This is a genomic window from Lachnotalea glycerini, from assembly GCF_003201285.1.
GTDB lineage: Bacteria > Bacillota > Clostridia > Lachnospirales > Lachnospiraceae > Lachnotalea > Lachnotalea glycerini.
In genome coordinates this window covers 545,275-562,470 of the sequence record NZ_QICS01000001.1, presented here as the reverse complement: position 1 = coordinate 562,470, position 17,196 = coordinate 545,275, and the positions used below count along the sequence as shown (strand labels likewise).

14 protein-coding genes, 1 riboswitch and 1 other annotated feature are annotated in these 17,196 nt (G+C 32.9%); of the genes, 13 read left to right on the top strand and 1 reads right to left on the bottom strand.

Features of this window, described 5'->3' with window-relative positions:
* Window positions 1–11 precede the first annotated feature (11 nt).
* The 8 genes from C8E03_RS02345 (at window position 12) to citC (ending at window position 10,782) form a co-directional block, all read left to right on the top strand.
* Window positions 12–1,238 carry a C40 family peptidase gene (locus C8E03_RS02345; protein ID WP_110290176.1) on the top strand — a complete coding sequence of 409 codons (1,227 nt, stop codon included), beginning with the start codon at window positions 12–14 and terminating at the stop codon, window positions 1,236–1,238.
* Between the two features lie 168 nt (window positions 1,239–1,406).
* Window positions 1,407–1,568, top strand: a complete 162-nt coding sequence (locus C8E03_RS21825) for a hypothetical protein (RefSeq protein WP_170122869.1) — start codon at window positions 1,407–1,409, stop codon at window positions 1,566–1,568.
* Window positions 1,569–1,660: 92 nt separating this feature from the next.
* Window positions 1,661–2,428, top strand: a complete 768-nt coding sequence (locus C8E03_RS02340) for a tRNA threonylcarbamoyladenosine dehydratase (protein WP_110290175.1) — start codon at window positions 1,661–1,663, stop codon at window positions 2,426–2,428.
* A 125-nt stretch (window positions 2,429–2,553) separates the two neighbouring features.
* Window positions 2,554–2,816, top strand: a binding site (T-box leader).
* Between the two features lie 155 nt (window positions 2,817–2,971).
* Complete coding sequence (tyrS, locus tag C8E03_RS02335; protein WP_110290174.1) at window positions 2,972–4,177, top strand: tyrosine--tRNA ligase; 1,206 nt, start codon at window positions 2,972–2,974, stop codon at window positions 4,175–4,177.
* Window positions 4,178–4,827: 650 nt separating this feature from the next.
* Window positions 4,828–7,167 carry a starch-binding protein gene (locus tag C8E03_RS02330; protein WP_110290173.1) on the top strand — a complete coding sequence of 780 codons (2,340 nt, stop codon included), beginning with the start codon at window positions 4,828–4,830 and terminating at the stop codon, window positions 7,165–7,167.
* A 174-nt stretch (window positions 7,168–7,341) separates the two neighbouring features.
* Window positions 7,342–7,518: riboswitch (M-box (ykoK) riboswitch) on the top strand.
* 210 nt (window positions 7,519–7,728) lie between these two features.
* A complete protein-coding gene (gene mgtE, locus C8E03_RS02325; protein ID WP_110290392.1) occupies window positions 7,729–9,060 on the top strand; it encodes a magnesium transporter in 1,332 nt (443 codons plus the stop codon).
* Between the two features lie 105 nt (window positions 9,061–9,165).
* Window positions 9,166–9,711, top strand: coding sequence for a beta-class carbonic anhydrase (locus C8E03_RS02320; protein ID WP_110290172.1), 546 nt, complete (start codon window positions 9,166–9,168; stop codon window positions 9,709–9,711).
* Between the two features lie 21 nt (window positions 9,712–9,732).
* On the top strand, window positions 9,733–10,782 hold the full coding sequence (gene citC / locus C8E03_RS02315) for a [citrate (pro-3S)-lyase] ligase (RefSeq protein WP_170122868.1): 1,050 nt from the start codon (window positions 9,733–9,735) through the stop codon (window positions 10,780–10,782).
* Here citC and C8E03_RS02310 read toward each other — a convergent pair.
* Window positions 10,764–11,450 carry a response regulator transcription factor gene (locus tag C8E03_RS02310; RefSeq protein ID WP_110290170.1) on the bottom strand — a complete coding sequence of 229 codons (687 nt, stop codon included), beginning with the start codon at window positions 11,448–11,450 and terminating at the stop codon, window positions 10,764–10,766. The two genes, citC and C8E03_RS02310, sit on opposite strands and share 19 nt — an antisense overlap.
* A 120-nt stretch (window positions 11,451–11,570) precedes the next feature.
* On the opposite strand from C8E03_RS02310, the gene C8E03_RS02305 reads away from it, so the two are divergent.
* From C8E03_RS02305 to citX, 5 genes are all read left to right on the top strand, one after another.
* The gene (locus C8E03_RS02305) at window positions 11,571–13,784 is read left to right on the top strand and encodes a hybrid sensor histidine kinase/response regulator (RefSeq protein WP_170122867.1); all 2,214 of its coding nucleotides are present in this window, start codon (window positions 11,571–11,573) and stop codon (window positions 13,782–13,784) included.
* Between the two features lie 97 nt (window positions 13,785–13,881).
* Window positions 13,882–14,175: a citrate lyase acyl carrier protein gene (gene citD / locus C8E03_RS02300; protein WP_094375617.1), complete on the top strand. Its 294-nt coding sequence runs from the start codon at window positions 13,882–13,884 to the stop codon at window positions 14,173–14,175.
* On the top strand, window positions 14,175–15,059 hold the full coding sequence (gene citE / locus C8E03_RS02295) for a citrate (pro-3S)-lyase subunit beta (protein ID WP_242993344.1): 885 nt from the start codon (window positions 14,175–14,177) through the stop codon (window positions 15,057–15,059). The genes citD and citE overlap by 1 nt, the downstream gene beginning before the upstream one ends.
* Before the next feature lie 11 nt (window positions 15,060–15,070).
* Complete coding sequence (gene citF / locus C8E03_RS02290; RefSeq protein WP_094375618.1) at window positions 15,071–16,621, top strand: citrate lyase subunit alpha; 1,551 nt, start codon at window positions 15,071–15,073, stop codon at window positions 16,619–16,621.
* Between the two features lie 17 nt (window positions 16,622–16,638).
* Window positions 16,639–17,193, top strand: coding sequence for a citrate lyase holo-[acyl-carrier protein] synthase (gene citX, locus C8E03_RS02285; protein WP_110290168.1), 555 nt, complete (start codon window positions 16,639–16,641; stop codon window positions 17,191–17,193).
* Window positions 17,194–17,196: the final 3 nt, after the last annotated feature.

Below are 17,196 nucleotides of genomic sequence, written 5' to 3'. Positions count from 1 at the left end.
GAGGGAAACGAATGAAGAGATATGTAAAAAATATAATAATACTATCATTGGCTGTGGCTATGATGACAAATACAGTGCATGCAACGTCTTCTTCTGAGGTGAAAAAGCAAAAAGAAGAAACTGAGAAAAATCTAAATTCGATCAAGCAAAATATTAATAGTCTGGAACAAAAGAAGTCCAATATGTCAGCACAAATATCCGATAAAAACAATCAGTTGGTAGATTTGCTTGTTGTATTGCAGGTTTTAGAGGATGATATGGCGAATAAAGAGGTAGAAATTGCTCAGGCTCAGGAAGATTTCGATGCAGCGAAGGCAAAAGAAGAGGAACAGTATGTTGCCATGAAAAAGCGTATTAAATACATGTATGAAAATGGTAATACGATGTATATAGAAGCGTTTTTAGATTCAGACAGCTGGTCGGATTTGCTAAATAAGGCTGAGTATGTGAATGAAATCTATAATTATGACAGTCAGTTGCTAACGAATTATGAGCAGGCCAAGGAAGAGGTTGCAAAACTTCAGGTAGAATTAGGGGAACAAAAGGAAGAAATGGTTGCTTTGGAGGCGGATTATAAGGAACAGCAATCGAATCTGGAAGCTGCTATTTCGGATATGAAAGAGCAGGTATCTGATTTTGATTCTGAGCTTTCCAAGGCACAGGCACAGGCTAAATCCTATCAGAACATGATCACAGAGCAGGCAGCGCAAATCAAAAAATTGGCAGCAGCTGAGAAAAAAGCAGCGGATGAAGCAGCAGCGAAGAAAGCAGCCGAGACGGCAAAGAAAACTACTCAAAGTTCAAATTCATCATCCAGTAGTACTACTTCCACAGAAACAACTACATCAACCACGACAACTACATCAACTACTACAACTAATAGTTCGGCAGGAAGCGGTTCAGGAGCTTCCATTGCATCCTATGCGTGTCAATTTATTGGGAATCCTTATGTTTCAGGTGGTACATCCTTGACCAATGGTGCTGATTGTTCTGGATTTACGCAATCAGTGTATGCTCATTTTGGCATATCAATTCCCAGAACATCAGGAGAACAAGCGTCATCTGGAACATCAGTGTCCTTTTCTGATATACAGGCAGGGGATATCGTATGTTATGCGGGACATGTTGCTATTTATATAGGAAATGGGCAAATAGTACATGCTAGTACACCTGCAACGGGGATTAAATATGGGAATGTTACATATAGGACTATTTTAGCAGTCAAAAGATATTATTAAGATTTTCTAATAGAAGAAAAGTGCAAATTGTACATTTACAGTTTGCACTTATTTACTCTTTAAGGATGACCGTGTATCGTAAAGAAAGCAGCAAATGCAAAAAGAAAAAGATACTACATGAAGGATGCATATTAATCCACTTTTACTCAAATAAGAAAGGAAAATAAAATGTTAAAATGTTTTGTCTTGAATCAGGAAATTAGTGAGGAAGAATGCAAAAATACAATTGAACAATCCTATCAGAATAAACCGATAATACCAAAAAAATTTAAAAGAATAGTAGGCTGGAAATATATTTGTAAAGAATGCCCAAATCATAAGAATAAGTAAAGCAGTTAACGTAAAACGTTGACGTTTTTATCAACTTGTTTTATACTATTTCCTAGAAATATTATCAAATTAGTAGGAAAAGGAAAGAGAATATGTTAAATCAATTTTCACGAACTGAGCTTTTATTTGGAAAAGATGCAATGCAGCGTTTGGAGCAGGCCAGAGTAGCCATATTTGGCATAGGAGGAGTAGGGGGATATACCGTCGAGGCATTAGCAAGAAGCGGGATTGGCACGATTGATATTATTGATGATGACAAGGTTTGTTTGACAAATATTAATAGACAAATTATAGCTACCAGAAAAACTGTAGGACAATATAAAGTTGAGATTATGCAGGAAAGAATCCATGATATCAATCCTAAAACACAAGTGAATAAGTATCAGTGCTTTTTTTTACCGGACAATGCAGATCAGTTTGAATTCGAAAATTATGACTATATAGTGGATGCAGTTGACACAGTTACGGCTAAAATAGAATTAGTAATGCAGGCTCAAAAATACAATGTACCAATTATTAGTGCAATGGGGGCAGGAAATAAGCTAGACCCAACTAAATTCGAAGTGGCTGATATATACGATACTTCAATTTGTCCGTTGGCTAAGGTAATGCGCCGTGAACTGAGAAAAAGAAACATAGGAAGCTTAAAGGTCGTATACTCGAAGGAAGAACCAATAAAACCTCTGGAAGATATGGCTATTAGCTGTAGGCAAAATTGTATTTGTCCGCCTGGTGCAGAACGAAAATGTACACAAAGAAGATCGATTCCAGGAAGCAATGCTTTTGTGCCATCTGTTGCAGGATTGATAATTGCAGGAGAAGTAATTAAAGATATTGCTTACAATTTTGGAAAAAATTAAATTTCTGCTGTACGAAAAATAATTTCTGCTGTACGAAAAATAATGCCTTGACAAATATTTTGAAAATATATATAATAAATGAAATTAAACAAGCGAAATTAATTAAATGATTAATAATAAGATAAAGAAAAGCTATGATAAGAAGAAGTAGTAGCAATGATTCCATACAGAAAGTTACCGGTTGATGAGAGGTGCATGGCGAATTACTATGAATACATCTTTGAGCTTCACACCAAACGACGAAGTCTAGTAGGCTGCTGACGGATTCCCGCACACGTTATAGTGCTAGAGTATTACCCATATTATAATGGAGTACTTGAAAAGGTAAACAGTGTGAGCTGTTTATAAACTTAAGGTGGTAACACGAGATGATGCTCTCGTCCTTTTGAATAAGGACGGGAGCTTTTTTTTGTTCTTTAGAGGAATTTAGTTATAGTGAAGTAATAAAGTAAGCGAATTTTAAAGAATAAAAAAACTCCGAATTAAAAACCTAGATGCTTTTTCTAAATCTTAACGCTGACAAGAATATAAGGAGAGATTACTATGAAAACGGTAGAAGAGCAATTTAGAATTATAACAAAAGGAGTAGATACACTGGTTAATGAGGAAGAATTAAAAGAAAAATTAAAGTTATCTGTTGAGCAAAACAAGCCGTTAACCATTAAGCTTGGACTGGATCCAAGTGCGCCGGATATACACCTTGGTCATGCAGTTGTCTTAAGAAAAATGAAACAAATGCAGGACTTAGGTCATAAAGCAGTTATCATAATTGGAGATTTTACCGGCAAAATCGGAGATCCCACCGGAAAAGCAAAAGGGAGAGCAGCATTAACGACCAAACAAGTGGAAGAAAACGCCAAAACCTACTGTGAACAAATTTTTAAGATACTCGACAAAGATAAAACAAGAGTATGTTTTAATAGTGAATGGCTGGCAAAACTGAACTTTGAAGATATAATCAGGCTGGCTTCAACAACCACGGTTGCTCGAATATTAGAAAGAGACGATTTCCAGAATAGATATCAGAAAAAGATAACAATTGGCTTACATGAATTTTTTTATCCATTAATGCAAGCCTATGATTCGGTAGCAATAGGAGCAGATATTGAATTAGGAGGAACAGATCAGACTTTTAATATTTTAATGGGAAGAACATTACAAAAAAGCAGAGGTGAAAAGTCTCAGGTTGCTATATTTATGCCGATTTTGGAAGGCTTAGATGGAATAGAGAAAATGAGTAAGAGTCTCGGTAACTATATCGGAGTAAATGAAAGTGCCGAGGTAATGTTTAAAAAAGTAATGGAAATACCGGATTGTCTTATTATAAAATATTTTGAATTAGCAACCGATGAGCATCCAGATCGGATTTTAGTATTTAAGAAAAAATTAGAAGACGGATTTAATCCGAAAGAAATCAAGCTTCAACTAGCTCTGACAATTACAGGATTGTACTTTGAGGACAGAGAAACTCAAAAAGCATATGATTATTATCATGCAGCTTTCGAGACAAAAGCAATACCAGATAATATTCCAAAGCTAGTCATAGAATACCAAAAAGATATGCTGTCGGATGTGATTGGTTTGTTGGTAGAAAATAATTATGTAAGTAGCAGCAGTGAATTTAGAAGATTAATTATTCAAGGAGGAATAAGCATAAACGGCGAAAAGATAAGTGACTTAAATATTGTGATGGCGTGTGGTGATGTTATCCGAATTGGGAAAAAAAAATTTGTGAAAATAGTTAAATAACTTTAAAAAAGCAATAAAATACTCAAATTTAAAAAGCAAATGTCATAAATTATCAGTTTATAAAAGAAAAATATTATATATTACACACAAAAAAACTTGTTCTTTTCTGTTTGATTTGTTATCATTAAAGTAGGGTAAAAGGTGCGGAAGAAAATTGCCAAACATGTCAGGTCTTAACATATAGTAAACAAAGTTTTGTTATATGAAAGAGGGGCAGTGTTTATGCAAAAAATATATGAAATAATTATAGGGGCGTTGATTTCAAAATTAATAAGTTTTACATTTGATAAAATTGATAAAATCATTGAAAACGAAATTAACGGTCGTTCCTCACGCAAAGTCAACGACCGTTAAATAAAGGGATAGAAAGCTAGAATTTAACCTTCTATCATTTCATAAGAGTAATAGGCATTTGGCATTTTAACTTGCGTTACCTTTTACCCAAATAGATTATATCATGCAGGGATTAATTATACAATAAAAACACTACTCTATATTATATGCAAAAAGTCTATTTTAAGCACTATTTTTTTTGAATTCAATATATTTTGAATCATAGTTGTTATCAATGAATGATTCAAAAATGAGAATAAAAAATAAAAAAGGAGGGTAGATAGTTAGGTAACTTATTGATTAATAGGGGGGTTGTTATGATGATAAATAAAAACAGAACTATAAAACTCAGCTTCAAGCAGCTATTGACACCATTGTTAATATTTGCGCTTTTTATAATTTTAATTCAAAATAATATACTAAGTGCAAATGCTCAGAATATGCAAGATTCATCTGTAAATGCTAATGATTTATTAAATGTAAATACAAATGAGAGGATTGAAGATGGTACAATTTTACATGCTTTTTGTTGGTCCTTTCATACAATCAAAGAGAATATGAAGGATATAGCAGATGCTGGTTTTACCAGTATTCAAACATCACCAATAAATGAAATTAATTCTGATTATTCTAATATGAAGCTTATGGGATCAGATACAAGCAATGGAACTGACGGCGCATGGTGGTGGCATTATCAACCTACAGATTGGAAGATAGGAAATTATCAACTAGGAACTAGAGATGAATTTATTGCAATGTGCAAAAAAGCAGACGAATACAATATAAAAATAATTGTAGATGTAGTTCCAAATCATACAGCAAATAATACAGAGAAAGTATCTAAAAATCTAATCAATGCATGTAACGGAAATTTATATCACGACACAGGATTTACAGCAGTATCTAATTGGTCTGATAGGCTTCAATGTACAAGGTACTCACTTATAAGCCTGCCGGATGTTAACACTGAAGATAGTGGTTTTCAAGATTATTTTATATCATATTTAAACGATTGTATTGCATGCGGAGCAGATGGATTTCGATATGATACAGCCAAACATATAGGCTTACCCGATGATGATAGACCTTATGGTGTAGTAAATAATTTCTGGACAAGGGTAACTTCTGAAATCAGAAATGCTTCTGAGATATTTAATTATGGTGAAGTATTACAAGGCGGCAATGAAAGAATTTCGGAATATATTAAAGTAATAGGCTCAACAACAGCAAGCAGTTATGGATATCAAATCAGAAATGCAATAAATGGCAATAATTTAAGCGTTTCAAATATTATAAATTATCAAGTTGGTGATGTAGATACTTCTAAACTTGTAACTTGGGTTGAATCACATGATAATTATATTAATGACGGAACATGGCAACAATTTGATGATACCAAAATAAAGCTTGCCTGGGCAGTAATAACAGCTCGTAAAGATGGTGTTCCATTGTTTTTTGATAGACCTTATGGCAGTTCAACCAATAATAAATGGGGTAGTAATACAATTGGAATAGCAGGAAGTGATATTTATAAGGATGATGAAATAGCAGCTGTTAATAAATTTAGAAATGCTATGATAGGAGAAAGCGAAAATCTTATAAATCCCAACAACAATTCACAAGTTCTTATGATTGAAAGAGGTACAAAAGGTGCAGTACTTGTGAATACAAGCTATAATGACGTTACGGTTAATACTTCAACTAATTTAGCTGATGCTGCCTATAACAGTATTACCGATGATCAAACCATGTATTATGTTACAAATGGTAAACTGTCTGGAACAATTCCAAGTCGATCAGTATCAGTGTTAATGAAAGATAGCGAGTATGGATCAAAGTTATATATAGAGAATTTTAAAGCATATTTTACTTCAGATACTTGTGATATTATACTTAGAGCTAAGGATATAACAAATGCAACCTATCAAATTAATAATGGTACAAGCAAATCATTTTCAGATGGGGACACTATTACGATAGGAAAAGGAGATGCATATAACACAAGTTATACTTTGGTTCTTTCAGGAAATGATACCAATGGAGAAAAATATAGTAAAGAGTATACTCTAATTAAAAAAGAACCTGGAAAAGAAAATACAGTTTATTTCCAAAAGCCAACCTCTTGGTCAAATAATATTTATGCATATGTTTATGATGAGAGTGAATCATCAGTAAAAGAAATTGCTCCATGGCCAGGTGAAGCCATGAAAATTAATGAAAATGGTGTATATAGTTATTCATTTGAAGAGGAATATGAGGAACCTTTAATTATATTTAATGATGGCACGAATCAGGCACCTGGTAGTCAAGAGCAAGGATTTTTGCTTATAGATGGTGGAACCTATAGTATTGATGGATTAATTACTAATCAGGAGAATGAAATTACAATATACTATTACTCAAGTTGGTCAGGAGCCAATATTCATTATAAAATTGGTAATAAAGATTGGACAAGTGTACCTGGAATTAAGATGAAAGATTCGAAAATAAACGGATATAAAGTGGTAACGATTGATATGGCTGGAGAAAAAACGTTGACAGTCTGTTTTAATAATGGCAACGGAAGCTGGGATAATAATAATGGCAATAACTATTACATTAATAACACAGGTATTTATACAATAAAGAATGGAACTATTACAAACGGGATACCATAATTAATATTTACCCAAAAGCATAGGAAAGATAGAGCATAGATACTTATTTTTGAAACTATAAAAAATCTAGATAGGATAAGTTTCAAAGCGATTAAAAATAAAAATGTCAAGAATCTAGAAATAAAAATATTGACATAAGTCAAATTATAACTTATAATTAGCTCGAAATTATTTAAATAGTTCCGGTAGGTGAGGCTACTACAGGGATATGGATTGCTGCCGCGAAATGGTGGAGACACTATGAGCTGGTTTGAACAGGCTATATCGAACAAGAAGGTATAATCTAATGCAATTTCACGTTGCTCATGCAACATGCCCTGCAAAGTCAAAGCTCAAACGGTGGCGTTACTTTATTTTGAGTAATGAAGGGTATTATTAGGTGATAACCTCGTCATTGTTTAACTTTGACGAGGTTTTTTGACGTGAAGCTATTTAATTATTTCTGCTTTGAAAAATGAGTGAGAAATTTAATCTGCAATAAAAGAAAGAGAGGTGAGGTCAATGGATTATGACGGGCATATGCAAAAGGGAAAAATGAAAGAAAAATATGGAGGATATGCTATGGATAAGAAAGAATTCTTAGAATTATTTGAAAAAAATGAACTTAAATTAATTCGGGAAGCACTGAATTTAATGAATGCTGTTGACCTTGCTTCGTTATTGGCAGAGCTTTCAGATAAAGAAAATGTGATTGCTTTTCGTTTAATCGAAAAAAAGAAGGCAGCAGAAGCATTTGCCTATATGGACGGAGAACAGCAAGAAATGTTTTTGAAAATATTTACGAATAAAGAAATGAAAGAAGTATTAGATTCCATGTATACTGATGATACGGTTGATTTGGTGGAGGATATGCCAGCTAATGTAGTAAATCGAGTATTAGAGAATCTGGACAAAGAAACAAGAATACGTATTAATGAAATTTTGCGTTATCCTGATGATAGTGCCGGAAGCATTATGACAATAGAATATGTTGATTTACATGAAGATATGACGGTCAAGGAAGCCTTGAAGAAAATAAAACGCGTAGGGATTTACAGTGAAACCATTTATACTTGCTATGTCATTCATGATAGAAAATTACTCGGCGCAGTTTCAGCAAAAGACCTTTTAATCCATCAGGATGAAACTCTGATTGAGGAATTGATGGAAAAAAACATTATTTCAGTTAATACGCATGATGATAAAGAAAAAGTGGCCAATCTGTTTCGTAAATATGGTTTGCTTGCAATACCGGTAGTTGATTCCGAACAATGTATTGTCGGGATTGTAACAATAGATGATGCTATTGATGTATTAACCGATGAAACAACAGAAGATATGACTAAAATGGCAGCTATGAATCCAAGTGATGAGTCCTATTTTAAGACGAGTGTTTTTACTCATGCTAAAAATAGAGTTTTATGGCTTCTGATTCTAATGCTTTCCGCAACGATTACAGGAACCATCATAACAAAATATGAGGCGGCATTTCAAGTCATTCCAATATTGGTATCTTTCATTCCTATGCTAATGGATACTGGTGGTAATTGCGGATCGCAAAGCGCTACACTGATTATTCGCGGATTGGCCATTGATGAGATAAATTATACTGATATTTTTAAGGTTATGTGGAAAGAATTCAGGGTAGCAATTCTTGTCAGTGCTGCTTTAGCTTTGGCAAATGGACTTAGAATATGGTTAATGTATCAAGATTTTAAGCTGGCATTAGTTATTGCTATTTCTTTGATAGCAACCGTAATAATATCAAAATTAGTAGGATGTGTACTGCCTTTGGTGGCCAAAAAGGTAAAACTGGATCCGGCCATAATGGCGGCACCGTTGATTACTACTTTAGTGGATACTTGTTCTATTTGTATTTATTTTAATATCGCAACTTTTATTTTTAAATTATAATGTAGTGAAAGAAAATCTTAAAATCCTTTAAGTATTCTTGCTACAGTACATACTTTTCGCTATAATTAAAGTATATTAAGTCTTAAAATATAGGAGGCATTTACTTTGATTGATAGTATTATAGATTATAATAAAGAGTTTGTGAAACAGCAAAAATATCTTGAGTATCAGACAGAGAGTAAATATCCAAATAAGAAAATTGCTATTTTATCCTGTATGGATACCAGATTGACACATTTGCTTCCGGCGGCTTTAGGTATTAAGAATGGGGACTGTAAGATAATTAAGAATGCTGGTGGCGTAATTTCACATCCATATGGAAGTGTAGTAAGAAGCCTTTTAATTGCTATTTTTGAATTGGGTGTGGAGGAAATTATGGTAATTGGGCATACTGACTGTGGAGTTGGATATATTGATGTAAATTCTTTACTTACTAAGATGAAACAAAGAAATATTTCAAAAGAAAACATTGATATGATACAATTTGGAGGCATTGACTTTCAACGGTGGCTTGGAGGGTTTGAAAATGTATCTCAATCTGTAAGAGAATCGATTCATTTACTGCAAAAACATCCATTAATACCAAAAGACATTACAATAAGAGGATTTGTTATGAATATTGAAAACGGAAAATTAGAAGAAATTGAATAAATTTGTATGTGTGAGGTTAATATGAATTATGAATTTAACAATGAATTAGAAATACAGACAGGAGAACCTTTTACCGGAGAAAAATTAGTAAAATTAAAGCAGTTTTTATCTTTGCAGGATTTAAGCTATGACAATCAAATTCAATATTCCTGTAACTTAATAGATGAAAATTATTCTATTATAGGTACGGGATCCCTGGATCAAAATGTATTAAAATGCATTGCGATTGACGAAAAATATCAGGGACAAGGTTTGCTTTCCAAAGTGATGACCAATTTGACATGGAAAGCCTTTGTGAATAATCAGAATCATTTATTTCTATATACCAAGCCTGCTAATGAAAAGATGTTTTCTGATTTTGGATTTTATGAAATTGCTAAAACAGAAGATGTTTTATTAATGGAAAATTTAAAGCATGGCATTAAAGAATACGTGGGTGAAATAAAAGAGAAAACGCAACAAAAATTCAAAAATATGAATCAGAAGCAAGTACTGCAAGGTGCTATCATTATGAATTGTAATCCTTTTACATTAGGGCATCAATATTTAATAGAGAAAAGTGCCAGTATGTGTGATATTCTTCATATTTTTGTTGTTTCCAATGATGTCAGTATGTTTTCACAAACGGCTAGGTTTAAGCTTGTATATGAAGGTACTAAGGAATTATCAAATGTAATATTACATGAAACTAAGGATTATTTGATTTCTCCGGCTACATTTCCTACTTATTTTATTAAGGATAAGGCAAGAGGAGAAGAGATAAATTGTAAATTGGATATTGAAATATTTAGAAGATATATAATAGAAGCATTAAATATAAAAAAAAGGTTTGTTGGTACAGAGCCAAATTGTAGACTTACAGCATTCTATAATCAGCAATTAAAGAAGTACTTAAACAAATGTGATGTAGAATTGGTAGAAATTGAGAGAGTCAAAAGAAATGGTGTAGCAATTAGTGCGTCAATGGTCAGAAAGAATATGGAAGAAAATAAGCTTGAAGAAATAAAAAGCTTAGTTCCTCCATCAACTTATCAATATATTATTGAAGAATTTTATTCAACAACAAATTGATAACCAACACCCCAAACGGTTAATAAATATTTCGGTCGTTTTGGGTGTTGCTCTATTTTGTTACGAAGATGACTGATATAAACCATAATTGCATTTTCATCCACAATACAGTCGCCCCATATTTGCTCATAAAGCATATCTTTTGTATATACTTGGCCTGGGTGATCCAAAAACAATTTCATCATTTGAGATTCTTTAGAGGAAAGAACTATTTCAATATCATTTTTGTAGAATTTCATTGTTGCATTATTAAACTGAAAGGGACCAACCTGCTGTATTGTTTTATTAGAAATAGCAGAAGCGGCATTACGTCGAATTAAAGCCTTTACTTTGGCTCCAAGTATGACAGGGTTAAAGGGTTTCATGATGTAATCATCCGCCCCTAGATCCAAACCGTATAGCGCATCATAATCCTCATTACGACCACTTACCACTATAATTGGTACATTAAGACCTTGCTGTCTGATTTTTTTAATTACATAAAATCCATCTATATCGGTCATATTTATATCCAATAAAATCAGTTTATAGGTAAAAGATTTAATTAGTTCAAGAGCTTGAGTACCATTACATGCAGTCTGTGGTTCAAGCCCATTTGTTGTAATAACCTTTGACAATAACTTGCGAATTGCGACATCATCATCTACGATCAGAACTTTACCTGACATAATAACCTCCTGTATTTATACAATATATTTAATTATTATAACAAAATAAAAATTAAAAACAACAAATTGTAACATAAAATTATAAGTGTTTTGATGAATTAAAATTTTAAGGGGATGCATATGAGAATTAGAAAAAATAATAGTACCAAATATATAGTTGCTATTATGATAATTTGTACAGGATTAATAGGGATTTTATTAGTGTATATATGCAAGGGTTATTTCGATATTACAATTGAAAATCAGGAAAAGCAATTGCTTATTATATCAAAAAATGTTGCTACAGCACTTGAGACAACAATTCAAAGAAGTGAAGATGATATGGAATATCTGATTTCTTCACCAGAGTATTTAGCAGGAGAAGAGGAATATTGTGAAACAGGAAGCTGCGATAAAATAGATACATTAATTCATTCTTATCTGGATACACATTCATGGGAAGTAGACAATATGCTTTTGTGCAAAGAATCCTATGATGTACCATTTTATACAGCTAAAGATATTCAATATGAGAAGGTATCAGATGTCAGCATTGAACAAGACAGAGAGATTATATTATTAAAAAATTCAGATAATCAGATGTTTATGGCAATTTCGACAAAAGATAATAGAAATTATAAATTATTTATCATGATTAATTTAGAACATTTGTATGAAGAACTTGTATCCTATATTACCTTAGGTGATCAAGGCTATGTTATGGTAAAGGATTCCAATGCGACAATTATTATGCATAAACTTTCTAATCAAATCGGTATTAATGCGATTGATGACAGACAAAATTTATATCCATCGATCGACATTAAAAATGACAGTTTAGAAAATATGATAAATAATCAAATTCTCAAAGAGGAAGGTAGTGAAGTTTACGAATCCTATTGGTGGGCGGAGGAAAACCCAAAATTAGTAAAAAAAATAACTGCCTATACGCATGCTGAAATTGAAAAAGGATTTCTCATTGTAAGTGCAGTCATGGATTATTCTGCAGTAGCTAAGCTTATTATAAATGATGTAATGAGAATTGTATTATTATCCATACTAGTGGTGATCGGTGTGGCGGGTTTGATGATTTATATTATACTATCTATTAGAAGAAGAAATATAATTGCCAAAGAAAATGAGTATTTAAAGGAATTAAATAAGTCATTACAAACTATACATGAAAACGAATTGCTTATGGCACATCAACAGCAGCTACAAATTATAGGGACAATGACGGGAGGAATTGTGCATGAATTTAATAATCTTTTAACACCGATTATGGGATATGCCGGCTTAATTATAAACAGTATGGATCAAAACGATATCTATTATGAGGATATATCAGAGATATACGATGCGGCTGATAAGGCCAAAGAAATTATTCATCAAATATCCAGTTTGAGCAGACAGAATATGGATACGGTATTTAAATTTGTTGATATGAATCAGTTGTTAAATAGAGTAAAAAAAATGGCAGAATCAGTGAAGCCTGATAATATTGAAATTTCAGCACAAATCCAGTCAAGTGAAAATGGAATTTTTGGTAATGCTACACAAATTAATCAAGTTATGCTTAATTTAATTATGAACGCTTATTATGCAATTGGAAATAATCAAGGTAAAGTAGTAATTAGATATGATGAGATTGAAAAAGAAGAGTTAGAAAATTTCCAACATGAATCATTAGAAGCTTTAAAGAAATATAATTGTAAATTTGCAAAAATAGTCGTAGAGGATAACGGATGTGGAATAGAGGATCATATTGCTATAAGGATATTTGAACCTTTTTTTACTACAAAAGGAAGTGAAGGAGTGGGATTGGGTCTGGCTCTGGTTAATAATATAGTCTCCTCACATAAGGGTATTATATTCGTTAAGAGTAAGGTTTTGTCAGGAACAAAGTTTTTTATAATCTTTCCGCTTACAGAAAAAGCAAATCAGAAAAATTATATTGCTACAAATAAATCAATAATAGGTTCTGATACAAGTATTAAAATATTGGTAATAGATGATAATCCAAAGGTATTACGATTATTGGAAAAAGGTCTAAAAAGCCATGGTTATCAAGTAAAAGGAAAGAGCAATCCTCTTCAGGCCCTGGAACTGTTTGAGGAGGATAATAGTTACAATATTGTTATTTCCGATGATTCTATGAAAGATATGAATGGGATACAGCTTGCCATGAGTATAAAACAAAAATATCCTCAGATATCAATTATAATTATTACCGGAATGTTAAGAAAGGAAATAATTGAAGCTAAAGAATCAAAGGTAATTGAAGAATATATGGTTAAGCCCATTGCAATTGACACAATTGAAGAGGTTATTTTTAAAATAATAAAAAAGTCTTAAAATTTTTTAAGACTTTTTTATTTGCTTTTAAGATGCTGATTTTATAATGAGAATATAGCAAATAACAAAGTAAAAAAATAGATCGAGGAGGATGACAATGAAAGTCGTAAAAACTGGTGTTGCAGGAACTATGGAATCAAGTGATATTATGATTACAGTCTGCAAAAGTGATAAAAATGGAATTGATATTAAATTAGAAAGTTCCGTTGAAAAGCAGTTTGGAAAACAAATTAAAGCAGTAATAGAAGCAAGTGCGAACAGACTTCAATTAAAAGATGCAAAAATTATCGCAATTGATAAAGGTGCTTTGGACTGTGTTATTAAAGCAAGAGTCGAAACCGCAATCTATAGAGCATGTGAATCAACTGATTATAGGTGGGGAGAGCAATAATGATGGATGAAAAATTAAGACGTACAATGATGTTCGTGCCGGGAAATAATCCAGGTATGGTAAAGGATGCATACATTTATAATAGTGACAGTATTATGTTTGATTTAGAAGATTCCGTGTCAATTGCTGAAAAGGATGCAGCCAGAGCCTTGATTTATTACGCACTTACTTCATTTGACTATGGTGATAAAGAGCTAGTGGTTCGTGTCAATGATCCTGCAACAGAAGTTGGAATAGCAGATTTAGAAGCAATGGTTAGAGCAGGTGTTCATGTAATCAGACTTCCGAAAACAGAAAAAGCAGAAGATGTAGTGTTTTGTGAACAGCAAATTGAAAGAATCGAAAAAGAAATTGGAAAAGAAGTAGGAGTTACAAAGATGATGGCAGCAATAGAGAGCGCAGAAGGCGTTCTCAATGCAAGAGAAATTGCTTTGGCAAGTAAGAGACTGATTGGTATTGCACTTGGAGCGGAAGACTATGTTACCGATATGAAAACAAATCGTTCCCCAGATGGAATAGAATTGTTATTTGCCAGAAGTATGATTCTTCACGCCGCAAGAGCGGCCGGAATTGCAGCAATTGATACTGTTTATTCAGATGTCAATAATGAAGAGGGGCTGATTCATGAAGCAACATTGATAAAGCAATTGGGCTTTGATGGAAAATCTGTAATTAATCCAAGACAAATTAAACCAATCATTAAAATATATACTCCTACAGAAAAAGAAATTCAAAAATCATTAGCCATTATGGAGGCGATAAAAGAAGCAAATGCCAAAGGTTCAGGTGTAATTGCGTTGAATGGAAAAATGATAGATAAGCCTATTGTTTTAAGGGCAAAAAGAGTATTAAAGCTTGCAAAGGCTGCGAAAGTTTTGGAATAGGAGGATTTACCATGAAAAAGATTGAGGTTAATAAAATACCTTACATAGAAGAAATGGATGGTATTCATGAAACATTTACTGAAAAGCATGCAAAAAAAGATATAAAAACATTAATAGAGAGAGAAGCAAGCCAAAATAAAATAGTTGCTTCCTTAGAAGAGGCCATTACTAAATGTGGCTTAAAGGATGGAATGACAATTTCTTTTCATCATCATTTCCGTAATGGAGATTTTGTTATCAATATGGTTATGGATGTCATTGCTAAAATGGGATTCAAAAATCTTACACTTGCTGCATCTTCGCTAATTGATATACACAAACCCCTTATCAAACACATTAAAAATGGTGTCATACATAGAATTGAAACAAGTGGAATTCGAGGGGAATTAGCGGAAGAAATTTCCAGAGGACTTATGGAAGTACCGGTTGTATTTCGGTCACATGGTGGAAGAGCGTATGCAATTGAAAATGGACAATTAAAAGTAGATATTGCTTTTTTGGGTGCACCTTCTTGTGATCCATTTGGTAACGCAAATGGTTATTCAAGGGACAATGACAAAGGAGTCATATGCGGTTCTATGGGTTATGCAAAGTTAGATGCTCAATATGCAGGAAAAGTGATTATTGTTACTGATAATATTGTGCCATTCCCTAATATACCATTTGGGATTCCACAGTCAGATGTTGACTATATAGTAGAGGTAGATGCAATTGGTGATCCAAACGGAATAATGAGTGGTGCAACACGATACACAAAGAATCCCAAAGAGCTTCTGATTGCGGAAACAGCAGCAGATGTTATTGAGGCGAGCGGGCGTTTTAAAGAGGGATTTTCTATTCAGATGGGAACTGGCGGAGCTTCTCTTGCCACAGCAAGATTCTTGAGAGAAAAAATGATTGCAAAGGACATTAAAGCAAGCTTTGCATTAGGCGGGATTACGGGTCAGATTGTTGAACTTCATAAAGAAGGATTAATTAAAAAAATTCTGGATGTACAATCATTTGATTTGGATGCAGCACATTCTCTTAAGGATAATCGATTTCATCAACAGATTTCAGCGTCCTATTATGCTAGTCCCAATAATGAAGGAACAGCGGTCAATCAGCTTGATATAGTCGTTCTTTCTGCTCTTGAGGTTGATATAGATTTTAATGTAAATGTTTTGACAGGCTCTGATGGTGTAATCAGAGGTGCAATAGGGGGACATTGTGATACAGCAGCGGGGGCTTCAGTATCTATTATAGTGTGTCCTTTGATCAGAGGAAGAATTGCGACGATAGTAGACCATGTAAATACAATCGTAACGCCTGGAAAAACTGTTGATATTGTTGTTACAGATCAAGGCGTAGCCGTACATCCTAAAAGAAAGGATTTACAGGACTTGCTTACAAAAGCTGGAATAAAAGTTCGAACCATACAAGAATTAAGGGATAATGCAAAAAGAATAGTTGGTGATGCTGCGTCAATTAAATATACAGATAAAGTAGTTGGCGTTGTAACATATAGAGATGGCTCAGTCATTGATTTAATATATCAAGTTGATGAAAGTGAAGAGGAATAATTTAGGAGTTTAAAGATATGAAAGAAGCACTGATAGAAATTACATTAGAACAAATGCTGCAAGTACGAGAAGAACGTGTGAAAATTCAAAACGAAATATTGGAAAAAACAAATTCAATATTAATTACTTTCACTATGAATATACCAGGACCCATCAAAAACAATAAGGGGATAGAACAAAGTTTTATTTATGGGAAAAGAGATCTTATCAAATATATGAAAGACTATTTGATAAAAGAGATACGGTGTAGAAAACTTGCTTCAGGAGGAGAAGCATACTTAGTGATTGATAAACAATTTTCTGCCAAAGAAATTAAATCAAAAATTATTGAATTTGAAGAAACTCATCCAATAGGCAGATGGTTTGATATTGATGTAAAAAGTGCTCCTAATAGGAATATCTCAAGAGCCGAACTTGGCATTAAGCCAAGAAAATGTTTTTTATGTAATGAAGATGCTAAAGTGTGTGGAAGAAGCAGGCGTCATAGTGTGGAAGAACTCTATAAATTTACTAATGAAAAAATTCAGGCTTATGTTGCTTCTCAATCACGCAATAGTATAAAAACAGCATGATAA